Source organism: Aeromonas sp. ANP5, from assembly GCF_963870295.1.
In the GTDB taxonomy this organism is placed as follows: Bacteria; Pseudomonadota; Gammaproteobacteria; order Enterobacterales; family Aeromonadaceae; genus Aeromonas; species Aeromonas veronii.
The window spans coordinates 1-22,567 of record NZ_CAWMRY010000006.1; the positions used below are offsets into that span (position 1 = coordinate 1).

The following is a 22,567-nucleotide window of genomic DNA, read 5'->3' on the forward strand; positions in this document are numbered from 1 at the left end:
ACAGTGGCGTTTGCCCTGTGAGCGCGGCTTAGCGCACTTCAATCACATCCAGCATGTCCATCTCGTCGATGTCCAGCAGCGGCGCCTTTGGCATCTCGGGCGGATCAAACGCCTTGTCGCCACCATCGATGATGCCGGAGTCGCGATTGATGCTCTTGAAGTCAAACAGCTTGTGGTCGAGCAGGTGGCTCGGGATCACGTCCTGAATGGCGGTGAACATGGTTTCGATACGACCGGGGAAGCGGCGATCCCAATCCTGCATCATCTGCTTGATGGCCTGACGCTGCAGGTTCTCCTGCGAGCCGCACAGGTTGCACGGAATGATGGGGAAGGCTTTGACGTCGGCGTAGCGGATCAGATCCTTCTCTTTGCAATAGGCTAGCGGGCGGATCACCACGTTCTTGCCATCGTCGCTCACCAGCTTGGGCGGCATGGACTTGAGCTTGCCACCGTAGAACATGTTGAGGAACAGGGTCTCGAGGATGTCATCGCGGTGGTGGCCAAGGGCAATCTTGGTGCAACCCAGCTCCTGGGCGGTGCGGTAGAGAATACCGCGGCGCAGCCGTGAGCAGAGGGAGCAGGTGGTTTTGCCTTCCGGTACCTTCTCCTTGACGATGGAGTAGGTATCTTCCTCGACGATCTTGTACTCGATGCCGAGGGAATCCAGATACTCGGGCAGCACATGCTCGGGGAAGCCGGGCTGCTTCTGATCCAGGTTGACGGCAACCAGATCGAAATGGATGGGGGCGCTGGCTTTGAGGCTCATCAGTATGTCGAGCATACCGAAGCTGTCCTTGCCGCCGGAGAGGCAGACCATGACCTTGTCGCCCTCTTCAATCATGTTGAAGTCGGCAATGGCCTGACCCACGTTGCGCCGCAGGCGCTTCTGCAGTTTGTTAAAACTGTATTTTTCTTTGGCGTTCAGCTCTTCTAGCATGCTCGTAAAACCCGGGACACAAATAAGCGCGTTATTATAGCCATGTCCCGGGGGAGGGCAAGGTGCCAGGCACCTTATGATTGATTGCGACGACTGTCGACCGGGCAGCTGTAGTCCGCCGGTTTGAGGATCAGGATGTCGCAGGAGAGGCGGTCAATCACATGTTCGGCAGTATTGCCGAGCAAAGCTGCAGAAAGCCCGGTACGGCCGACGCAACCCATGATCATCAGGGTCGCCTTGAGCTCTTCGGCCATATCCGGCAGCACCTCTTCCGGTAGCCCCTCTGCTACCCGGGTCCAGAGATGACCGATCCCGAACTTGTCGGCATGGCTGAGCAGCAGGCTTTCGTGATGTTTGCGGATCGCTTCGTTGTAGGCGTTGGGGTCAAACTCTGGCAGCTCGATGGCCACGTTGACCGGAGTGCCCGGGTAGGTGTTGACCAGATAGAGGTTGGAGCCCAGCAGCTCGGCGATGTCGCTCCCCTCCTGGGTGATCCGTTCGTTGAGCAGTTTCTGATCCGGATCGTCACTTGAGCAGTTGATGGCGGCGATGATGTTGCCGCCCCGTTGCCAGTGACCCTCCTTGACCAGCAGCACCGGACAGGGGCATTTGCGCAGCAGGTGCCAGTCGGTGGGGGTAAAGATGAAGGTTTGCAGGAAGCTGTGATGGTGAGTGGCTTTGACTACCAGATCGTGGCGCTGCTCCAGCACTTCCTGAATGACGCACTCGAAGGGACGATTGTGCCAGACCACCTTCACTTCGCATTCGATCCCCTGTGCCCGATAGGGGGTCAGGATCTCGTCCAGCCACTCACGTCGCTGTGAAATGACGCCATCACGCATCTCTTGCCGCTCGTCCACCGAGAGCATGGCGGTCATTTCATACGAGAAGTCATAGATGGTGAGCAGCAGGGTCAGATGGGCGTTTTCGTCCAGCTCGGCGACTTTGACTGCCCGTTCGAGGGCGATTTGACGCTCCTCTTCTGGATTGATAACCACCAGAATATTCTGATATTTGACCATCTTCTCCTCCTTGGAAAAGTCCAATGACAGCAGAATCTTAGCCATTACAGCTTAGCGCAGGAGGAGGGTATGGGGAACGTACCGGATCACATTCCAGAGGAAAGGATCCGGCAGGGAAAGCAGGAGAAAAGCGAGAGGGTAAGCGGAAAAATCAGCCGCAGGGCGGGCGAGTGGCACCGGCCATCATGCCCAGCGCGACCTGATCCAGCACGGTAATGTATTTGCCTTTGACGCTGATGAGACCGGACTTCTGGAAACGGCCGAGCAGACGACTGATAGTCTCGACAGTCAGACCCAGATAGTTGCCAATGTCACCACGGGTCATGGAGAGACGGAACTCCTTGGCGGAGAAACCGCGCTCGGAGAAGCGTACCGACAGATTGTGCAAGAAGGCGGCGAGGCGCTCTTCAGCATTCTTCTTGGAGAGCAGCAGGATCATCTCCTGATCGCCCATGATTTCGCTGCTCATCAGACGCATGATCTGCTGGCGCAGTTTGGGCATCTTGCCGGAGAGATCATCCAGCACTTCAAAGGGGATCTCGCACACCATGGCCGTTTCCAGCGCCTGGGCGAAGGAGGGGTGGGCCTGCTTGTTGATGGCATCAAACCCGACCAGATCGCCAGCGAGGTGGAACGCAGTGATCTGCTCATCCCCTTGCTCGGTGATGGTGTAAGACTTGATGGTCCCGGAACGGATGGCATAGAGCGATTTGAACTCATCGCCAGCCTTGAACAGCTCTTCACCCTTCTGGATCGGCTTCTTGCGCTCGATGATGCTGTCCAGCTGATCAAGCTCGTTGTCGTTCAGAGTGAAGGGAATACAGAGCTGACTGATGCTGCAATCCTGGCAATGAATTGCACAGCCACCGCTCTGGATACGTCTGCCAGGTTTCTTTTCCGGGATCATAGGCTCATACGAATAATTGATTTATATCAAACAAGTTTACCATCAACTCATCCGTTTTGGATAGGGTTTCAAAAGGAAGCAATGCCAATCCAGAAGGTATGTACCCCGAACAAAATGAGCAGCAGGGCACCGCCAAGGCGCAAACTGCGCAGGGTGAGCCAGTATCTCAGGCGATCGGCGAGCCCGCCCAACGCAAACAGGGTGGGCAGGGTGCCGAGACCAAAAAAGAGCATGATGAGTGCCCCGCCACTGGCCGAACCGGCCGCCGCGCTCCAGGTCAGCATGGAGTAGACCAACCCGCAGGGGAGCCAGCCCCACACCATGCCAAAGGGCAGTGCCTGCACAGGTGAGGTGAAGGGGATAAATTTGCCCGCCAGCGGTTTGATACGGGGCCAAAGTCTGGCACCGAGCCGCTCCAGCAGCAGGATCCCTTGCCACCAGCCCGCCAGATAGAGACCAAGCGCAATCATCAATAGAGCTGCCACGAGACGCAAGCCGGCAATAGCGTGTTTGCCTGCGCCCAGCTCGCTGGTGGTGGCGAGCAGGCCGCCCACCAGTGCACCTGCAATCACATAGCTCAGGATCCGGCCGAGGTTGTAGTTGAGCAGATATCCGAGTCGTCCCCAAAAATGCTGCTTGTTGGCGGGGATTGCCATGGAGAGCGCGGCGGAGACCCCCCCACACATGCCGATGCAGTGGGCGGAGCCTGCCAGTCCGACCAGCAGGGCCCCGGCCAGATCAAGGTTGTGGGTCATGGTCAGCAGGCTTTGCGGGTTTGTGGGTGGGTTGCTCTTCGTCAAACAGGATGTTGGAACCCTGCCGGTCGAGATCTTCAAACTGCTCGGAGCGAATGGCCCAGAAGAAGACGACCCCGGCGATGATCACAAACAGGATGGCGATGGGGATCAGGACAAAAATTATATTCATGAGAGGTACCTTGGCGTTCATCCTTGGCAAGCGTTCCCTATGGTAACCCTGTTCGGGCAGGGGGCCAGCCGCTATCAGTGAGAAATGTGGCCTGCATCGGAGGCAGGCCACACTTTCAGCTATTTTTCACCACCAGCCTCATCGGTTGAGACGCATGGAGTTGGTCACCACGATGAGCGAGCTGAGCGACATGCCCGCCGCCGCCAGATAGGGGGGCAGCCAGCCGTAGGCCGCCAGCGGCAACACCAGCAGGTTGTAGCCGATGGACCAGGCGAAGTTCTCGATGATGATCTTGCGGGTACGCATTGCCAGCACTCTGGCCTCGAGCAGTCGACTCAGGTCATCGGCCAGCAGGATGGCATCGGCGCTGTTTTTCGCCAGATCGGTGCCACCAGCCATGGCAAACGAGGCGTGCGCCCCGGCCAGTACCGGGGCGTCGTTGATGCCATCGCCCACCATGATGCTGATATCCCCTTGGGCTTCCCGGGCCTTGAGGTAGGCCAGCTTGCCATCGGGTGAGACCCCCTTGACCAGCTCATCCACTCCCAGCTCGCGGGCAATCTCGTCGGCCTGCAGGGAGCTGTCGCCAGTCAGCACAGTGGTTTGCAGACCGGCTGCCCTGAATGCCGCGATCAGCGCCTTGGCATCGGGGCGCAGGGTATCTTCCAGATTGAAGCGGGCCAAGACCTGCTGCTCGTCGGCCAGATAGATAGCCAGACCGCGGCCGCGTTCTTGCGCCGGATCCAGCCCAAGCCAGCGGGCACTGCCGATGCGGTAGTGTACGCCATCCACCAGCGCCGTGATGCCGTGACCGATGACCGGGGTGATCTCGCGAGCGGATGGCAACACGGCGATGCTGTCGGCAGGCAGCCGGAAGGCGCGAGCTATGGGGTGTTCGGATTGCGCCTCCATGGCCCGGGCGATGGCAAGGCAGTGCGCCTCGTCCACGTCTGCCAAGGTGGTGGTGCCGGTCAGGCTGATTTCCCCTGTGGTCAGGGTGCCAGTCTTGTCCATCACGATCCGGTTGGCCTTGGTCAGCACGTCCAGCACATGACCACGGCGCAGCAGAATGCCGTTGCGGGTCAGATTGGCGGTGGCCGAGGTCAGCGCCGTCGGGGTAGCCAGCGACAGGGCACAGGGGCAGGTGGCAACCAGCACGGCGAGAGTGACCCAGAACGCCTGATCCGGTTGATGGAAGTGCCAGAAAGTCCAGACCGCGGCGGCAATGATCAGCAGCACCAGAATAAAGTGGCGTGACAGCTGATCCGCCATCTGGGCGATGGCCGGTTTGTCGTCGAGGGCGTGATCATGCAGCCGCATGATCTGGGCGATCCGCGACTCTTCGATACGGTGGCTGACCCGGATCTGCAGCGGCGCATCCGTGTTGATGGTACCTGCATAGACCTGATCACCGGGCTGTTTGAGCAGGGGCAGCTGTTCACCGGTCAGCATGGATTCGTTGAGGCTGGCTTGTCCTTCGACAATGATGCCGTCCGCCGGCAAGGTGGCTCCAGCCAGCACACGTACCCGATCGCCGACCTGCAAGGTCTTGGCCGCTACCTCATGCTCTCCTTCATCATCGATGCGGGTCGCCATAATGGGCACCAGTCGCGCCAGGTTGGAGCTCGACTCCGACGCCTTGCGCCGGGCCCGCAACTCGAGAAAGCGCCCCAGCAGCAGGAAGAAGACGAACATGGTGATGGAGTCGTAATAGACCTCACCGGTATTGAACACAGTGGCCCACATGGAGGCGATAAAGGCACCGATCAGCGCCAGCGACACCGACACATCCATCGACAGGTGACCCTGTTTCAGGCTGCGCCAGGCACCCACGTAAAAGGGTTGGGCCGAGTAGATCATGATGGGGGTGGAGAGCAGCAGGCTTATCCACTTGAAGTAGACCATGAACTCATCTTCAACGCTGATGAAGAGATCCATGTAGAGGGCCACGGCGCACATCATCACCTGCATTGAACCAAGCCCTGCCAGTGCCAGCCGGAACATATAGCTGCGCACCTCTTTGGCGTAGAGCGCCTCCTGTTGATGGGTCTGGAACGGATAGGCGCGATAGCCGATCTGGGCAAATCCCTTGAGGATGTCACTCAGGGAGAGCTGGTCTGGATCCCACTTGATACGGGCCCGGTGGGTGGTGGTGTTGACGTTGATGTAGCGCAGGCCGCCAAGGGTCATCAGGTGGCGCTCGATAAGCCAGGCACAGGCGGCGCAGGTGAGCCCTTCAACTGTCAGCTGGATTTCGCGAAGGGTACCGCTGTCGGTGACAAAATCCTGTTGCACTTCTGCCAGATCGTAGTGGGTGAGGGCGGCCAGCTCCTCGGGTACCAGATCCCCCTTGGTACCGGGGGCGGTGCGGTGATCGTAGTAACTGGCAAGGCCGCACTCCATGATGGTTTCTGCCACAGCCTGACAACCGGGGCAGCACATGGGGCGAACAATCCCCTTTATCTCGAGGGAATAGCCGCTATTGGCGGGTACCGGCTCGCCACAGTGAAAGCAGGGGGTCATGCGTTATGCCTCCCTGAATGCAGAATGCAAGCAGCAAGGGCGGTGGCGAGCACCGGCTCGCCACAGTGAGAACAGCCGGTCATGGCTTAGCGTCCTTTCGGGTCGAGTTCGACAGGGGCCAGGGTGGGCAGCTGGACGGTCTCTTGCAATCGCCACTCGTGGTCAAAGGCATCGACCCGAATGTGCCACTTGCCGACCAGCGGCTTGTCAAAATGGAGGCGATAGGTGCCGCTCGCATCGGCGGTGATCATGTGTTCGCTGTCCTGACCGGCCAAGGTCGGGTGGAACAATGAGAGATAGAGAGCTTGCCCGGCAGGAATGTCACCGCAGATGGGTTTGAGGGTCAGCTCGTTGCCGTCAACCTCCAGCCCAAAGCGGATATTGAGCGCTTCGGAGCGGTCAAACTTGCTCAAGTCCTGATTGATCTCTTTCCCTTGTTTGTAATAGTCCTCGGCCACCAGATTGACCCCATCCTTGCTGGCGATGATGGCGGTGGCGATGCTGCCGACAACGGCGGCAGTGGGGAGGGCGATGATAAACCAGGGCCAGAATTGGCGATACCACGGTTTGGATAGAGGTTGGGTCATGATTGCTACTGCCATGAAACGAATGATTAACGTGGAAGATGGTTTTTACGCAACACAAGATAACAAAAAGCCTCGAGGAGTCGAGGCTTTTTGCTGTGTAATCACGTGTTTATCACATGTTACAACGTTACGGGCGAACCTTATTTGGCAGACTGTTGATGAGACAGGCTGTAAACGTAGGAGGCCAGCAGGTGAACCTTGTCCTCACCCAGAATGTCTTTCCAGGCTGGCATCACACCGTGACGACCGTGGGTGATGGTCTGTACCACCACTTCGCGGGAGCCACCGTAGAGCCAGGTGTTGTTGGTCAGATCTGGCGCACCGACGGCAACACCGCCCTTGGCATCGGCCCCGTGGCAGGCAGCGCAGATGGCAAAGCGTGCTTCACCTTTCTTCGCTTCCACCAGGTCGACCTTGCGACCGGAGAGGCTCAACACATACGAGGCCACTTCCTGAACGCCATCTTTGCCGAGGATTTCACCCCAGGCAGCCATGATCCCCTGACGACCGCCCATGATGGTGGTCTTGATTTGATCAGGCTGGCCGCCCCATTGCCATTCGCTGTCGGTCAGGTTCGGGAAACCGCGACCACCACGGGCATCGGATCCGTGGCACTGGGAGCAGTTCTGCAGGAACAGACGCTGACCCACTTTCAGGGCTTCCGGATCCTTGGCGATCTCGGTGATGGCACGATAGGTTTTGCCATCCGCTTCATAGGTGAGTTCACGGAACTTGGCGCCGTAGATCTCGTCAGCCTTGGCGACCTCGCGGTCGTACTCCACCGCGCGACCTTCGGCCTTGGCCGATTCGGTTGCAGCCTTGGACTCGGCAAGCGAGCGCACGTCCTGGTTGGAACTTTGCCAGCCCAGCAGGCCTTTGAAGTTGCCAAGCCCCGGGAAGGCGACCAGATAGAGCAGACCGGTGACGATGAAGAAGAGGAACATGTAAGTCCACCACTTCGGCAGCGGGTTGTTGATCTCCTCAATGCCATCGAAGGAGTGACCCATCGATTTGCCTTCTTCCACACCCATCTTGTCCTTGCGGCACCACATCAGCAGCAAGAAGCAGCCGAGGATGGTTCCCAGACTGATGACAGTCACAAAAATGCTAAACAGAGTGCTCATTATTGTTTCGCTCCTGCGTTCTTTTTATCAGCACCGGGTTGCTCATCATCGGCAAAAACCAGATTGGCAGCCTCGTCGAAAGAGGTCTTGCGGCGTTTGCTGTAGGCCCAGACGATGATGCCAATCATGATGGCCATCAACAGCAGGGTATACAGACCGCGAAATGTGCCGTAGTCCATTTTCGCCTCCTTATTTCAGGGCATGACCCAGTGATTGCAGATAGGCCACCAGCGCATCCAGCTCGGTTTTGCCCTTGACGGCTTCGCCAGCACCCTGAATATCGGCGTCGGTATAGGGCACACCGAAGTGATCGCGGAACAGCGCCAGCTTCTTGGCCGTCATCTCACCGGTCAGCACATTGGTATCAAGCCAGGGGTAGGCTGGCATGTTGGATTCCGGCACCACATCGCGCGGGTTGATCAGGTGAACCTTGTGCCACTCGTCGGAGTAGCGGCCACCAACACGGGCCAGATCCGGACCAGTACGCTTGGAGCCCCACAGGAAGGGGTGCTCCCAGACGCTCTCGCCTGCGACCGAGTAGTGACCGTAACGCTCGGTTTCGGCACGGAACGGACGGATCATCTGGCTGTGGCAGTTGGTGCAGCCTTCGCGAATGAAGATGTCGCGTCCTTCCATCTGCAGAGCGGTGTAGGGCTTGAGGCCCTCCACCGGCTCGGTGGTCTGCTTCTGGAAGAACAGCGGGGTGATTTCAACCAGGCCCCCCAGACTGATGGCGAAGATGATGCCGACCACCAGCATGGGAACGCTTTTTTCAAATATTTCGTGACGGTTATTGTTGCTCATGGGGTGACCTCTTCAATCATGCTGGCTGGGCGACAGGTTCCAGAGAACATTTGGGCGCAGTGATGGTGCGATAGGCGTTGTAAGCCATCAGCAACATGCCGGTGACGAAGAAGCAGCCACCCAGGAAGCGCACGAAATAGAAGGGATAGGATGCCTGCAGCGCTTCAACGAAGCTGTAGGTCAGGGTGCCGTCTTCGTTGACTGCACGCCACATCAGGCCCTGCATCACGCCGGAAATCCACATGGCAACGATGTAGAGCACGGTGCCCACGGTCGCCAGCCAGAAGTGAACGTTGATCAGCTTGACGCTGTACATCCGGCCCTGGCCGAACAGGTTCGGGATCAGGTGATAGACAGCACCGATGGAGACCATGGCAACCCAACCCAGCGCACCGGAGTGCACGTGACCGACGGTCCAGTCGGTGTAGTGGGAGAGGGCGTTGACGGTTTTGATCGCCATCATCGGGCCTTCGAAGGTCGACATGCCGTAGAAAGAGAGAGAGACGATCAGGAAGCGCAGGATGGGGTCATAACGCAGTTTGTGCCAGGCACCGGAGAGGGTCATGATGCCGTTGATCATGCCGCCCCAGGAGGGGACAAACAGGATCAGGGACATCACCATGCCGAGGGACTGTGCCCAGTCAGGCAGTGCGGTGTAGTGCAGGTGGTGCGGACCGGCCCAGATATAGAGGGAGATCAGCGCCCAGAAGTGCACGATTGAGAGGCGATAGGAGTAAACCGGACGACCGGCCTGCTTGGGCACGAAGTAGTACATCATCCCCAGGAAGCCGGCGGTCAGCAGGAAGCCTACCGCGTTGTGGCCATACCACCACTGCACCATGGCGTCCATGGCGCCAGAGTACATGGAGTAGGACTTCATGCCGGAGAGCGGCACTTCCATGTTGTTGACAATGTGCAGCACCGCAACGGTGATGATGAAGGCGCCGAAGAACCAGTTCGCCACATAGATGTGGGAGGTGGTGCGCTTCATCAGGGTGCCGAAGAAGACGATGGCATAGGCGACCCATACCACAGTGATGGCGATATCAATCGGCCACTCCAGCTCGGCATACTCTTTGGCGGAGGTGTAACCCAGCGGCAGAGAGATGGCGGCAGAGAGGATGATTGCTTGCCAGCCCCAGAAGACGAAGGTTGCCAGCGGGCCACCAAACAGTCTGGTTTGACAGGTGCGCTGCACCACGTAGAAGGAGGTGGCCATCAGTGCACTGACGCCGAAGGCGAAGATCACTGCGTTGGTATGGAGGGGCCGCAGACGACTGTAAGTCAGCCACGGGGTCTCGAAGTTGAGGGCAGGCCAGATCAACTGGGCTGCGATCAGTACGCCAACCGACATGCCGACAATTCCCCAGACAATCGTCATGACGGTAAACTGGCGAACAACGGTGTAGTTGTACTCAGGATGGTTAGTTGTATGGCTCATCGTTATATTCCGCTTCCGATGCTGCTGTTGTTTGGTTTTGTATCCGGAGGACCGGACTGGCTTCATCAGCCACCGCCGACCAGTTGTTAACATCTGTTAACGAAAGGAAAAGCAAAAGATGGCTAAATGAAAACTGCATGGGAATGATACTGAAGTGACAGGTAAAATAACAGTATAAACAGTGATATATTTGGCTCCGTCCGGTCTCGATATGGCAGTTTTTTACCTTGTTCGAGATCACAAAAAACTATTTTAATTGCATCTTAATCGGGCTGTTTTTGATGAAAGAGAGACTTACCGCACGTAAAGTTTTGCACCTCGTACTGGTATTGGCGCTGTTATTGGCGCTGATGGCCTATCGCACCTGGTTTTCGGCCGATAACAGCGTCTCTGCTGACCAGAAAAAAGATCAGATTTGTGATCTTTCCCACACCCCTTGCAGCGCGCTGATTGGTGACAAGTCGCTGACGGTCGCCATCAAGGAATTACCGCTGCGCGCCGAACATGACTTTGCCATCGCTATTAGCGGCGGCGATCCGGCCATCAAACCGGTGAAAGCGACACTCGAAGGCAAAGATATGTTTATGGGCACCATTCCGGTGAGCTTTGAAGAAATAGACGGACAGTGGCAGGGGGTAACCCAGGTGGGGAGCTGTACATCACCCGTCATGATCTGGTTGTTAAATATCGAGTGGAGTAATGGTCAACGCCAGCAATTGGCGCTTTCCGTTGCCCGGGAATAACGGCGCAAGAGGTGGGGAGTGGAAAAAATATTTGAAATTTCCCGGCCAGGCGTTACCTTCCCCAAACCATCAGGGAGTGAAGTTCATTTAATCATGATTGAAAAACAACCGTTTTATCGCACCCTCAACCAGCAGGCCAAGGCGCTGCTGGAGGGGGAAACCGATCTGATTGCCAATCTGGCCAACCTCTCCGCACTGCTTAATCAGGAGCTGGAGGAGATCAACTGGGTCGGTTTTTATCTGTTGCAGGGCGAGACCCTGGTATTGGGGCCATTTCAGGGCAAACCGGCTTGCGTACGGATCCCGGTCGGCCGTGGGGTGTGTGGTACGGCAGTGGCAGAGGGGGAAACCCAGCTCATTGACGATGTCCACCAGTTCGATGGTCACATCGCTTGTGATGGCGCGAGCAACTCGGAAATCGTGATCCCGGTGCGCCGTGGTGGCGAGATCATCGGGGTACTCGATATCGACAGTCCGATTTTTAACCGTTTCGACCAGCAAGACCGGATTGGCCTCGAAGAAACGGTGCAAATTTTGGAAAGCATGCTCTAAGTCATTGCTAGATGGTTCGCAAAAGGCCCCAAGCTCTCTATAATGGGGCCTTTGTTGTGCTCGGGACGTGCCCGTGCGTTTATATGAAAGCCAAGGTTATACATGGAAAACACTGAGAAGCTGAAGAACAGTAAAGAGATCGTTGCCTACCTGGTCGAGAAATTCCCGGCCTGCTTCGTTGCTGAAGGAGAGGCCAAGCCGCTCAAGATTGGCATCTTCCAGGATTTGGCCGAGCGTCTTGCTGACGATGCCAGAGTCTCCAAGACCATGCTGCGTTCCGCACTGCGTCAATACACCTCCAGCTGGCGCTACCTGCACGGTCTCAAAGCTGGCCAGGCTCGCGTTGATCTGGATGGCAACCCGGGCGAGCTGCTGACCGAAGAGCACATCGAGCACGCCAAGCAAGCTCTGAAAGAGAGCAAAGAGCGCGTATTCGCCAGCCGTCGTACCAATACCAAAGAGAAGGATGAGAAGGCCAAGAAGCCCCGTCGTCCTGCTGTGCGCAAAACCGAGAAAGCTGATGTAGCTGCCAAGCCGAAAGCTGCCGCCAAGGCACCGGTCGCTGACGCTCCGCTGGTTAAAGTGGATGCCGCTACGCTGAAAGTGGGCCAGGATGTGCGCGTCGTTATGGGTAAATTCCCGGTTCCGGCAACCATCAAGGAAGTAACCAAGGACGATGTACAGGTCCAACTGCAGACCGGCATGATGGTGCGGGTCAAATCAGAGCACTTGGTTCTCTAAGGAGACAAATGTTGAAGCATGGCGTAATTCGTTTTTCCCTCGTTGCCTGTAGCCTGGCGCTTGCCGGGCTTGCACAGGCCATCGAGCCGGTGCTCAAGGAGAGTGATTTGCCTGTGTTGGCTCAAGAGAGCCAACATGCTACGGCCAGCAAGCGAATTACCAATCTGTTTACCCGCTCGCACTACAAACAGTTCAAGCTGGACGATGCCTTTTCCTCCGTGATTTTCGATAAATATCTGGAGAATCTGGATTACAGCCGCAACCTGTTTTTGGCCTCTGATATCAGCCGTTTTGAAAAGTACCGTAACGGTTTTGACACCGACCTCGAAAGAGGCCGTCTGGCTCCCGCCTACGAGATGTTCAACCTGAGTCAGCAGCGGCGTTATGAGCGGTTCGAATACGCCCTCAAACTGCTTGATACTCCTTTCGATTTTACCCAGACCGACAACTATGTGTTTGATCGGGAAGGGGCGGCTTGGCCCAAAGATGAAGCAGAGCTCAACGAGCTGTGGCGTCAGCGGGTCAAGTTTGATGCCCTGAGTCTCAAGCTCAGCGGCAAGGAGTGGCCCGAGATCAAGGAGCTGCTTGGCAAGCGTTACAACAACGCCATCAAGCGGATGTCCCAGACCGAGAGCGAGGATGTCTTCCAGCTCTTCATGAACTCCTTCGCTCGCGCCATCGAACCGCACACCAGTTACCTCTCACCGCGCAGTGCCGATCGTTTCAACACCGAGATGAACCTCTCGCTGGAGGGGATTGGTGCCGTGTTGCAGGCGGAAGATGACTTTACCGTCATCCGTTCGCTGGTACCCGGTGGCCCGGCTGCCAAATCCAACCACCTCAAGCCCGATGACAAGATCACCGGGGTAGGGCAGGAAGATGGCAAGATTGTCGATGTGATCGGCTGGCGTCTTGATGACGTGGTCGAGCTCATCAAGGGACCCAAGGGGAGCAAGGTCAAGCTGGAGATCCAGCGCGGCAAGGGCGCAACCGCCAAGACCGAGCAGATCGAGCTGACCCGCGACAAGGTGCGCCTTGAAGACCGGGCCGCCAAGTCCAAGGTGATTAACGCCGAAGGCAAGAAGATTGGCGTCATCGAGATCCCGAGTTTCTACGTCAATCTGCACGATGACGTGATCAAGGAGCTCTCCAGCCTGAACAAGCAGAAGATCGATGGTCTGATCATCGATCTGCGCGGTAACGGCGGTGGCGCCCTGACCGAAGCCTCCGCCCTGAGCGGTCTCTTCTTTGCCAGCGGTCCCGTGGTGCAAATTCGTGATCACATGGGCCGTATCACGGTCAATGGTGATGATGATGGCAACGTTTACTACGGCGGCCCCATGTCGGTGATGATCGACCGCTACAGTGCCTCGGCCTCCGAGATCTTCGCTGCCGCCATGCAGGATTATGGCCGCGCCCTGATCCTGGGTGAAAACTCGTTCGGCAAGGGGACGGTGCAGCAGCATCGCAGCCTCGCCAAGGTCTATGACTTCTACGAGCAGCCGCTGGGTCACGTGCAGTACACCATCGCCAAGTTCTACCGGATCGACGGTGGCAGCACCCAGAACAAGGGCGTTGCGCCGGATATCAGCTTCCCGACACCGGTTGCTCCGGAAGAGACGGGCGAAAGCCGTGAGTTCAATGCGTTGCCGTGGGACAAGATTGCCTCCGCCAACTACGAGAGACTCGGCAACTTCGCCAGTGTACTGCCCAAGTTGCAGGCAGCTCACGATGCCCGGATCGCCAGGGATCCCGAGTTTGCCTATGTGATGCAGGACATCGCCGACTACAAGGAGGAGAAAGACAAGAAGTCGGTCTCCCTCAACGAGGCGGAGCGTGTTGCAGAGCAGGCGAAACAGGATGAGAAAGCGCTCAAACGTACCAACGAGCGTCTGGCACGTCTTGGCAAGCCGGCGGTGAAGAGCCTGGATGAACTGCCCGCTGATTTTGAAGCGCCCGATGAGTATCTCATCGAAGCGGCCAATATCACGGCGGATCTGGCCAAGGTCAGCAAGCGCAGCTGACAAGGTTATCCCAATGCACAAGGGCGACTGCGGTCGCCCTTTCTTTTTGTCTGGCGTATCTGACGTAATGCAAATTGTTTGACCCCGCCAGTTGGTTGTGACAGCCTCTTTCTCGCCTTTAACAAGCGTGGAAGCAGACAATAATGACCGATCACTCCCAGGCCATGACGGCCAAATATCGCCAGGATTATCAGGCGCCGCTCTACTGGATCGACACCATAGACCTCGATTTCCAACTGCAGGAGCCGCTGACCCAGGTCACCGCCATCACTCGCATTCGCCGCAACGGCGAGCACAATGCGCCGCTCGTCCTCGATGGTGAACAGCTGACTCTCAAGAGCGTTGCCATTGATGGCATTCCCTGTGACCACTACGAGCAAGGCGAGAGCAGTCTGACCCTGTTCAACCTGCCTGCCGAATGTGTACTGACCATTGTCACCCTGCTGGATCCGGCCGCCAATACCGCGCTGGAAGGGCTTTACAAGTCTGGCGATGCCTACTGCACCCAGTGTGAAGCGGAGGGTTTTCGCCGTATTACCTATTATCTGGACCGCCCCGACATTCTGGCGCGCTACAGCACCCGCATTACCGCCGACAAAGCCCAGTTCCCCTTCCTGCTCTCCAACGGCAACAAGGTCGACAGCGGTGATCTGGATGGCGGCCGTCACTTCGTGCAGTGGCAGGATCCTTTCCCCAAACCGAGCTACCTGTTTGCCCTGGTGGCCGGTGATTTCGATGTGGAGCGCAGCCACTACACCACCAAGAGCGGTCGCAAGGTGGCCCTCGAGATCTTCGTCGACAAGGGCAACCTGGATCGCGCCGGTTTTGCCATGGAGAGCCTCATCAACTCCATGCGCTGGGACGAACAGCGTTTTGGCCTCGAGTATGACCTCGACATCTACATGATCGTCGCGGTGGACTTCTTCAACATGGGCGCCATGGAGAACAAGGGGCTCAACATCTTCAACTCCAAGTTCGTGCTGGCCAATCCGGCCACCGCCACCGACAGCGACTACCACGGTATCGAACGGGTGATCGGTCACGAATATTTCCACAACTGGACCGGCAACCGCGTCACCTGTCGTGACTGGTTCCAGCTCAGTCTGAAAGAGGGGCTGACAGTGTTCCGGGATCAGGAGTTCTCCTCCGATCTCGGCTCCCGTGGCGTCAACCGCATCAACAACGTGCGTACCGTCCGCGGCCCGCAGTTTGCGGAAGATGCCGGCCCCATGGCACACCCGATCCGCCCGGATGTGGTGATCGAGATGAACAACTTCTACACCCTCACCGTCTACGAGAAGGGGTCGGAAGTGATCCGCATGATGCACACCCTGCTGGGGGAAGATGCCTTCCAGGCTGGTATGCGTCTCTACTTCGAGCGTCACGACGGCTCGGCCGCTACTTGCGATGATTTCGTGCAGGCGATGGAGGATGCGTCCGGTGTCGATCTCGGTCGTTTCCGCCGCTGGTACAGCCAGTCCGGCACCCCCGAGCTGACCGTGACCGACGAGTATGATGCCGCCAGCGGTATCTATCGCCTCCATGTGAGCCAGCACACCCCACCGACCCAGGATCAACCGCAGAAGCTGCCGCTGCATATCCCCCTCGATATCGAGCTATATGACGAGCAGGGTGCCGTCATTGCGCTGCAGTATCAGGGCAAGGCCATCGGCAACGTGCTCGACGTGCTGGAAGCGGAGCAGACCTTCGAATTCGATCGGGTGCCGGTCAAGCCGGTTCCCTCCCTGCTGCGGGACTTCTCCGCGCCAGTCAAGCTGCACTATGACTACAGCGACGAAGCACTCGCCTTCCTGATGCGCTATGCCCGCAACGAGTTTGCCCGCTGGGATGCGGCCCAGATGCTGATCAACAAAGCAGTCATCGACGGGGTGGCGCGGGTCCAGCACGGGCAGGGGGTTGAGCTCTCCCAAACCCTGCTGGCCGCCTTCGTCGCCATTCTGGACGACAGCGAGCTGGATCCGGCCCTCAAGGCGGAGATCCTGGCGTTGCCGGGTGAGGCGACCCTAGCCGAGCTGTTCGAGGTGGCCGACATCGACGCCATCCATCAGGTGCGCAACGAGATCCAGACCTCGCTGGCCCAGGCCTTCGGGGCCCGTCTGGTGGCCTGCTACGAGAGTTTGCGCCTGCCGGCTTATCAGGTGGTGCACGCCGACATGGCCAAGCGGGCGCTCAAGGGGGTCGTGCTGGGCTATCTGGCGGCCCTCGACGCCGGCAGCGCCGATCTGCTGGTACGCCAGCAATATGCGGCCGCCGACAACATGACCGACACCCTGGCGGCGCTGCAGGTGGCCAACAGTCATCTGCTGCCGTGCCGCGCCGAGCTCTTGGCCGACTTCGAGGGCAAGTGGGCCAAGGACGGACTGGTGCTGGACAACTGGCTGCGGCTGGTGGGTGCCAAGCCGGCAGAAGACGTGCTGGAAGAGGTAAAGCAGGCGATGGCGCACCCCACCTTCAGCATTCGCAATCCGAACCGGCTGCGGGCGCTGGTGGGCAGCTTTGCCATGAACAACCAGGTGCAGTTCCATGCGCGCGATGGTCGCGGTTACCGCTTCCTGACCGATCTGCTGATCGAGCTCAACGAGGTCAATCCGCAGGTGGCCTCCCGCCTCATCACGCCGCTTATCCAGTTCAAGCGACTGGATGAGGCGCGCAAGGCCCTGATCCGCGCCGAGCTGACCCGTCTTGCCAACCTTGAAGGGCTGGCGCGGGATCTGTTCGAGAAGGTCAGCAAGGCGCTGCAGCAGTAAGTGTCGACGGGGCAGGGGCGTGAATGCGCCTGCCTCTATTGTGTGATCAGGAGCAAGCGTGAAGCAGTTTACTTTTCGGCTCTCATTGAATAGCGATGAGGTGATGCTGATGTATCAGGGCCATGCCAGACGGCTGGTGGTGCGCAGCGAACAAGGATTGACCCTGGAACTTGGCATAGAAAAAATACGCCCCTTTGTCGCCATCAATGGTGTGCATGGCTATTTTCGGCTGAAAACCCAGGACGATTACCGCTTTATCAGTCTCGAACGCATAAATTAACAAAAATAGAACAGATTACCGACTGTTTATCTGCTTTATGTCACTATCTATCCGGCAAACTGGCACAAAGGTAGTGGGAATTTCTGTATTTTTGGTAATTTGCAAAATTTCTCACAGTTTAAGCCGTGATCTGCACCTTATTTTTAACATCTCGTTAGCACCTTTCCTCGCCTTCCCTTAGCCAAGCCATTACACTTCGCAACAACTCTGCACCAGCGGGTAACCAGGGTGGTTGCCTCTGCGTCGGTGGTTAATGTCGTCCGATAAGGAATATAAAAATGGCATTGAAAGACGCCCCTACCTCAGTTCTGCTCGAAAACGTTCTCAGCCTGATCCATCAGAAGTTGCCCAAAAACAGTGCCTCTCTGGTCGAGCGCTTCGTTGCCAAGTTCTACGGCAACATGGCGAGCTCCGACCTGCACGATCGCAATGACAGCGATCTCTATGGCGCGGCCCTGAGCCTGTGGAATGCCCTCAATCAGCGCAGCGGTACCGATCCCTACATCCGGGTCTACAACCCCGAGCTGACCCGTCACGGCTGGCAATCGCCCCATACCATCGTCGAGGTGATCCTGCAGGACTCCCCCTTCCTGGTCGACTCCATCCGGATGGCGCTCAAGCGACTCAATATCACCGCCCACATGATGCTGCACCAACCGCTGCACCTCATTCGTAGTGCGGATGGCAAGATTGACGCCATCCTGGAGCTCGACAACACCGACGGGCAGACCTCGGTTGAAACGGCATTCCTTATCGAGATCGATCACCTCACCAGCGAGGAGCAGATGGCCGCGCTGGCTGCCGAGCTCAACTCGGTGGCCGGTGAAGTGGCGCTGGCAGTCGGCGACTGGCAGCCGATGCTGGCCAAGCTCAATGAGATCATCGACGAACTGCCCAAGCGCAAGCACCCGGTCAGCAAGGAGGAGGTGGCCTCCTGCGTTGCCTTCCTCAAATGGGTAGCTGCCCACAACTTTACCCTGATGGGGTATCGTCGTTACGACGTCAAGGCGGTGGAGGGGGATCACGAGATCCTGCCGCAGGCGAGCTCCAGCCTGGGGCTGATGAAAAACTCCATCAAGGAGGTGGGCCAGCGCCTTGGCAACATGCCGGCCAGTGCCCGTCACGCCGCCCTGAGTTCTGACTTGCTGATCCTCACCAAATCCAACAGCAAGTCCCGGGTGCACCGTCCGGCTTATGTGGATTACATCGGCATCAAGCGCTTTGACGAGCATGGCAAGGTGATCGGGGAAGATCGCTTCATCGGCCTCTACGCCTCTTCCATCTACAACACCAGCGCGACCCAGATCCCGCTCATCAGCCATCGTCTCGAACGCATCATGGCCGCCTCCGGTCACGAGAAGGGCTCCCACGCCTACAAGGCGCTGCTCAACGTATTGGAAACCTACCCCCGTGACGAGCTAATCCAGGCCCATGAAGAGGAGCTGCTGGCCACCGGTCTTGGGGTGCTGGAGATGCAGGAGCGGGACATGTTGCGGCTGTTCGTGCGCCGGGATGTCTATGGTCGTTTCTTCTCCTGCATGGTCTATGTCACCAAGGAGCGCTACAACACGGCGCTGCGGATCAAGACCCAGCAAATTTTGCAGAAATATTTTGGCAGCAATGAAGAGGTGGAGTTCAACGTCTACTTCACCGAAGGCGTGCTGGCGCGGACCCACTACATAGTGCGGGTCAATAACAACAACGTGGATGTGGATGTGAACGAAGTACAGAACAACCTGATTGAAGCGGCCCGCAGCTGGGACGACAGACTCGACTCCGTGCTGCTTTCCCACTATGGCGAGGCCCGTGGCAACGAGTTGCGTCGCCGTTTCAGCACCGCATTCCCCCGCGCTTACAAGGAAGATGTGCTGCCGGGCTCGGCCGTGGCCGACATCATGGCGCTCGATAACCTGAGCGAAGCCGAGCCGCTGGGCATGCTGTTTTACCGCGCGCAGGAGGAGGAGAACGATCGTCGGGTACGGCTCAAGCTTTTCCATCGCACCGAACCCATTCACCTATCCGATGTGTTGCCGATGCTGGAGAACATGGGACTGCGGGTGATCGGCGAGACCCCGTATCAGGTTCGCACTCCGGGCGGTGATCTGTTCTGGATCCTCGACTTCTCCATGCTGCTGCACGGCGAGCAGCCCTTTGATCTGGCCCAGAGCCAGCAGCGCTTCCAGCAGGCGTTTGCCGCCATCTGGAACAAGCAGCTGGAAGATGACGGCTTCAACCGGCTGGTGTTGGGGGCGGGTCTCACCGGCCGCCAGGTCTCGGTGCTGCGCGCCTATGCCAAATACATGCGCCAGACCGGTGTCTCCTTCAGCCAGTCCTATATCGAAGAGACCCTGACCCGTTACCCCGATATCGCCCAGCTGCTGTTTACCCTGTTCGAACAGCGCCTCGACCCGGCTGGCAAGCAGGACGCCAAGGTGCCATCGCAAGATGCCAAGGCATCCGCCAAGCTGCACGAGGAGCTGGCCGCCAAGCTGGATCAGGTGGCCAACCTGGATGACGATCGCATCATCCGCCGCTATGTGGAGATGATTGACGCTACCCTGCGCACCAACTACTACCAGCTTGACAAGGCGGGCAACATCAAGCCCTACATCTCCTTCAAACTGGCTCCCTCCAGCATCACCGACATGCCGCTACCGTTGCCGAAATTCGAGATCTTCGTCTATTCGCCGCGGGTGGAAGGGGTACATTTGCGCTGGGGTAAAGTGGCCCGTGGCGGCCTGCGCTGGTCTGATCGAAAAGAGGACTTCCGCACCGAAGTGCTGGGTCTGGTGAAAGCCCAGCAGGTCAAGAACACCGTCATCGTGCCGGTGGGGGCCAAGGGCGGTTTCTACTGCAAGCAGATGCCGGTGGGGGCGCCCCGTGCCGTCATCCAGGAGGAGGGCAAGGCCTGTTATCGCCTGTTTATCCGCGGCCTGCTCGATGTAACCGACAACATTATCGGCGGCGAGGTGATCCCGCCCAAATCCGTGGTACGCCACGATGAGGATGACTACTACCTGGTGGTTGCTGCCGACAAGGGGACTGCCACCTTCTCGGATATTGCCAACGAGATCAGCCTCGAATACGGCCACTGGCTTGGCGACGCGTTCGCTTCCGGCGGCTCGGTCGGTTACGACCACAAGAAGATGGGCATCACCGCCCGCGGTGCCTGGGAGTCGGTCAAGCGCCACTTCCGTGAAATTGGCGTCAACTGCCAGACCACCGATTTTACCTGCGTCGGGATCGGCGACATGGCGGGGGACGTGTTCGGCAACGGCATGCTGCTCTCCGAGCACACCCGGCTGGTGGGCGCGTTCAACCACATGCACATCTTCGTTGACCCGACCCCGGATGCGGCCAAGAGCTTTGTCGAACGCCAGCGCCTGTTCGATCTGCCGGGCTCCAGCTGGGATGACTACAACCGCGAGCTGATATCACAGGGGGGGGGCATTTTCTTGCGCTCGGCCAAGTCCATCAAGCTGAGCCCGGAAATGCAGACACTGCTCGGCACCGACAAGACCAGCATGGCGCCGAACGAGCTGATCAAGGCGCTGCTTTGCCTCAATGTCGACCTGCTGTGGAACGGCGGCATCGGCACCTACGTGAAGAGCGCTCGCGAGAGCGATGGGGAAGTCGGGGATCGCAGTAACGATGCTCTGCGGGTCAATGGTCGCGATCTGCGGGCCCGTATTGTGGGTGAGGGGGGCAACCTCGGCTTTACCCAGCTCGGTCGGGTGGAGTACGCCAGTCAGGGCGGTCGCATCAATACCGATTTTACCGACAACGTGGGCGGTGTGGATTGCTCCGACAACGAGGTGAACATCAAGATCCTGCTGAACCAATTGGTTGCGGCAGGGGATCTGACTCTCAAGCAACGTAACCAGATGCTCTACGAGATGACCGACGACGTGGCGCAGATCGTGATCACCAATGCCTATCGCCAGTCCCAGTCCATCTCGGTCACCAGCTTCCGCGGCTCTGAACAACTTAAAGAGCAGCAGCGCTTTATTCAAGGGCTGGAGCGGGAAGGCAAGCTGGACCGTGCGTTGGAGTTCCTGCCATCCGATGAGGAGCTTTCCGAGCGGATGGCGGCAGGGCAGGGACTGACCCGCCCCGAACTGGCGGTGCTGGTGGCTTACGGCAAGATGGTGCTGAAAGAGCAGCTCAACTGCCCGGAAGTGACCGACGAGCCCTTCCTCGCCAACATGCTGGTCACCAGCTTCCCGGCCAAGGTGCAGCAGCAGTTTGGTGCCCAGCTGGCCGATCACCCGCTACGCGGTGAAATCATCGCTACCCGGGTGGCCAACATGCTGGTCAACGACATGGGGCTCAACTTCGCCAGCCGAATGAAGGACGAGACCGGTGCCTCGGTGGCGGAAGTGGCTTGCTGCTTCGCCATGGCCCGCGAGGTGTTTGGCATGAACCAGCTTTGGCGCGATATCGAAGGGTGCGACAATCTGGTGGATGCCCAGACTCAGCTCGAGCTGATGTTCTACAGCCGCCGGATCGTGCGCCGTGCCACCCGCTGGTTCCTGCGTGCCCGTAATCGCAGCTGGAGTATCAGCGAGAACATCGCCTTCTTCCGTCCGGCGTTCGAGACCTTAGGGAAGCACCTCTACGAGGTGATGGATGAGAGCGAAGTGGCCGAGCATCGTCAGGCTGTTGCCAAGTGGATGGAGAAACAGGTGCCTGAAGCCATTGCCCGTCAGGTCGCCCATATGAGCAGCCTCTTCTCCAGCCTGGATCTGGCGCAGATTGCCGCGGAGCACAAGACCGATATCCTGCGTGCCGCCAACGTTTACTATCGCCTCGGAGCCAAACTGGATCTGCACTGGTTCCTCGACCAGATCAACCATCAGCCGGTCGGCAACCACTGGCAGGCGATGGCGCGAGCCTCCTTCCGCGAAGATCTGGACTGGCAGCAACGCAGTCTCACTTCTGTGGTACTGGAAGGGTGCAAAGATCAGGGAGAATGCGCTACCATACTGGCCGACTGGATTTCGGAGCATGAGCAACTCTTGTCCCGTTGGACCCACATGTTGGCCGACTTCAAGACCACCAGTACTCACGAGTTCGCCAAGTTCTCGGTGGCCTTGCGAGAGTTGAACCTGCTCCAGTTGAATTGTCGGGCACTTTAATTGCCAGATTAAGGCATGACACCGACATTACACCCAAAGCCCCGGCCAG

General features: G+C 58.2%; 18 protein-coding genes. 7 read left to right on the top strand and 11 right to left on the bottom strand.

The genetic code is table 11. The features are described from left to right. Positions 1-28: 28 nt before the first annotated feature. From ttcA to ccoN, 11 genes are all read right to left on the bottom strand, one after another. On the bottom strand, positions 29-937 hold the full coding sequence (ttcA, locus tag AACT07_RS05090) for a tRNA 2-thiocytidine(32) synthetase TtcA (protein WP_005336634.1): 909 nt from the start codon (positions 935-937) through the stop codon (positions 29-31). Positions 938-1,011: 74 nt separating this feature from the next. Further along, positions 1,012-1,959, bottom strand: a complete 948-nt coding sequence (uspE, locus tag AACT07_RS05095; RefSeq protein ID WP_005345417.1) for a universal stress protein UspE — start codon at positions 1,957-1,959, stop codon at positions 1,012-1,014. A 151-nt stretch (positions 1,960-2,110) separates the two neighbouring features. Then, positions 2,111-2,866, bottom strand: a complete 756-nt coding sequence (locus AACT07_RS05100) for an FNR family transcription factor (RefSeq protein ID WP_005351934.1) — start codon at positions 2,864-2,866, stop codon at positions 2,111-2,113. A 68-nt stretch (positions 2,867-2,934) separates the two neighbouring features. Next, on the bottom strand, positions 2,935-3,621 hold the full coding sequence (locus AACT07_RS05105; protein WP_069526798.1) for a sulfite exporter TauE/SafE family protein: 687 nt from the start codon (positions 3,619-3,621) through the stop codon (positions 2,935-2,937). Continuing rightward, positions 3,605-3,793 (bottom strand): cbb3-type cytochrome oxidase assembly protein CcoS, encoded by a 189-nt coding sequence (gene ccoS / locus AACT07_RS05110; protein WP_005360558.1) that lies wholly within the window; start codon positions 3,791-3,793, stop codon positions 3,605-3,607. The genes AACT07_RS05105 and ccoS overlap by 17 nt, the downstream gene beginning before the upstream one ends. 138 nt (positions 3,794-3,931) lie before the next feature. After that, the gene (locus AACT07_RS05115) at positions 3,932-6,316 is read right to left on the bottom strand and encodes a heavy metal translocating P-type ATPase (RefSeq protein ID WP_069526799.1); all 2,385 of its coding nucleotides are present in this window, start codon (positions 6,314-6,316) and stop codon (positions 3,932-3,934) included. A gap of 86 nt (positions 6,317-6,402) precedes the next feature. After that, positions 6,403-6,903 (bottom strand): FixH family protein, encoded by a 501-nt coding sequence (locus tag AACT07_RS05120; RefSeq protein WP_069526800.1) that lies wholly within the window; start codon positions 6,901-6,903, stop codon positions 6,403-6,405. 140 nt (positions 6,904-7,043) lie between these two features. Continuing rightward, the gene (gene ccoP / locus AACT07_RS05125) at positions 7,044-8,027 is read right to left on the bottom strand and encodes a cytochrome-c oxidase, cbb3-type subunit III (RefSeq protein WP_069526801.1); all 984 of its coding nucleotides are present in this window, start codon (positions 8,025-8,027) and stop codon (positions 7,044-7,046) included. Further along, positions 8,027-8,206, bottom strand: coding sequence for a CcoQ/FixQ family Cbb3-type cytochrome c oxidase assembly chaperone (locus tag AACT07_RS05130; RefSeq protein WP_005336620.1), 180 nt, complete (start codon positions 8,204-8,206; stop codon positions 8,027-8,029). Before AACT07_RS05130 ends, ccoP begins: the two co-directional genes overlap by 1 nt. 10 nt (positions 8,207-8,216) lie before the next feature. Continuing rightward, positions 8,217-8,831, bottom strand: coding sequence for a cytochrome-c oxidase, cbb3-type subunit II (gene ccoO / locus AACT07_RS05135; protein ID WP_005336618.1), 615 nt, complete (start codon positions 8,829-8,831; stop codon positions 8,217-8,219). A 16-nt stretch (positions 8,832-8,847) separates the two neighbouring features. Next, positions 8,848-10,272, bottom strand: coding sequence for a cytochrome-c oxidase, cbb3-type subunit I (gene ccoN, locus AACT07_RS05140; RefSeq protein WP_069526802.1), 1,425 nt, complete (start codon positions 10,270-10,272; stop codon positions 8,848-8,850). 281 nt (positions 10,273-10,553) lie between these two features. Here ccoN and AACT07_RS05145 point away from each other — a divergent pair, with 281 nt between their 5' ends. From AACT07_RS05145 to AACT07_RS05175, 7 genes are all read left to right on the top strand, one after another. After that, a complete protein-coding gene (locus AACT07_RS05145) occupies positions 10,554-11,015 on the top strand; it encodes a hypothetical protein (RefSeq protein WP_069526882.1) in 462 nt (153 codons plus the stop codon). A 93-nt stretch (positions 11,016-11,108) separates the two neighbouring features. Then, positions 11,109-11,567, top strand: a complete 459-nt coding sequence (locus AACT07_RS05150) for a GAF domain-containing protein (RefSeq protein WP_069526803.1) — start codon at positions 11,109-11,111, stop codon at positions 11,565-11,567. A 102-nt stretch (positions 11,568-11,669) separates the two neighbouring features. Beyond that, positions 11,670-12,308, top strand: coding sequence for an RNA chaperone ProQ (gene proQ / locus AACT07_RS05155; protein WP_005351923.1), 639 nt, complete (start codon positions 11,670-11,672; stop codon positions 12,306-12,308). A gap of 8 nt (positions 12,309-12,316) precedes the next feature. Continuing rightward, positions 12,317-14,332 (top strand): carboxy terminal-processing peptidase, encoded by a 2,016-nt coding sequence (prc, locus tag AACT07_RS05160; protein WP_069526804.1) that lies wholly within the window; start codon positions 12,317-12,319, stop codon positions 14,330-14,332. A 143-nt stretch (positions 14,333-14,475) separates the two neighbouring features. Further along, the gene (pepN, locus tag AACT07_RS05165) at positions 14,476-17,100 is read left to right on the top strand and encodes an aminopeptidase N (RefSeq protein WP_069526805.1); all 2,625 of its coding nucleotides are present in this window, start codon (positions 14,476-14,478) and stop codon (positions 17,098-17,100) included. 58 nt (positions 17,101-17,158) lie between these two features. Beyond that, complete coding sequence (locus AACT07_RS05170) at positions 17,159-17,380, top strand: DUF2835 family protein (RefSeq protein ID WP_005351919.1); 222 nt, start codon at positions 17,159-17,161, stop codon at positions 17,378-17,380. A 278-nt stretch (positions 17,381-17,658) separates the two neighbouring features. Next, on the top strand, positions 17,659-22,518 hold the full coding sequence (locus AACT07_RS05175) for an NAD-glutamate dehydrogenase (protein ID WP_069526806.1): 4,860 nt from the start codon (positions 17,659-17,661) through the stop codon (positions 22,516-22,518). Positions 22,519-22,567 lie beyond the last annotated feature (49 nt).

Coding starts and splice junctions, on each gene's coding strand:
- proQ (WP_005351923.1), top strand. CDS start 11,670: ATGGAAAACACTGAGAAGCTGAAGAACAGTAAAGAGATCGTTGCCTAC.
- ccoO (WP_005336618.1), bottom strand. CDS start 8,831: ATGAGCAACAATAACCGTCACGAAATATTTGAAAAAAGCGTTCCCATG.
- AACT07_RS05150 (WP_069526803.1), top strand. CDS start 11,109: ATGATTGAAAAACAACCGTTTTATCGCACCCTCAACCAGCAGGCCAAG.
- AACT07_RS05175 (WP_069526806.1), top strand. CDS start 17,659: ATGGCATTGAAAGACGCCCCTACCTCAGTTCTGCTCGAAAACGTTCTC.
- AACT07_RS05145 (WP_069526882.1), top strand. CDS start 10,554: ATGAAAGAGAGACTTACCGCACGTAAAGTTTTGCACCTCGTACTGGTA.
- AACT07_RS05105 (WP_069526798.1), bottom strand. CDS start 3,621: ATGACCCACAACCTTGATCTGGCCGGGGCCCTGCTGGTCGGACTGGCA.
- ccoN (WP_069526802.1), bottom strand. CDS start 10,272: ATGAGCCATACAACTAACCATCCTGAGTACAACTACACCGTTGTTCGC.
- prc (WP_069526804.1), top strand. CDS start 12,317: ATGTTGAAGCATGGCGTAATTCGTTTTTCCCTCGTTGCCTGTAGCCTG.
- ccoP (WP_069526801.1), bottom strand. CDS start 8,027: ATGAGCACTCTGTTTAGCATTTTTGTGACTGTCATCAGTCTGGGAACC.
- AACT07_RS05115 (WP_069526799.1), bottom strand. CDS start 6,316: ATGACCCCCTGCTTTCACTGTGGCGAGCCGGTACCCGCCAATAGCGGC.
- ttcA (WP_005336634.1), bottom strand. CDS start 937: ATGCTAGAAGAGCTGAACGCCAAAGAAAAATACAGTTTTAACAAACTG.
- AACT07_RS05130 (WP_005336620.1), bottom strand. CDS start 8,206: ATGGACTACGGCACATTTCGCGGTCTGTATACCCTGCTGTTGATGGCC.
- AACT07_RS05120 (WP_069526800.1), bottom strand. CDS start 6,903: ATGACCCAACCTCTATCCAAACCGTGGTATCGCCAATTCTGGCCCTGG.
- ccoS (WP_005360558.1), bottom strand. CDS start 3,793: ATGAATATAATTTTTGTCCTGATCCCCATCGCCATCCTGTTTGTGATC.
- uspE (WP_005345417.1), bottom strand. CDS start 1,959: ATGGTCAAATATCAGAATATTCTGGTGGTTATCAATCCAGAAGAGGAG.
- pepN (WP_069526805.1), top strand. CDS start 14,476: ATGACCGATCACTCCCAGGCCATGACGGCCAAATATCGCCAGGATTAT.
- AACT07_RS05100 (WP_005351934.1), bottom strand. CDS start 2,866: ATGATCCCGGAAAAGAAACCTGGCAGACGTATCCAGAGCGGTGGCTGT.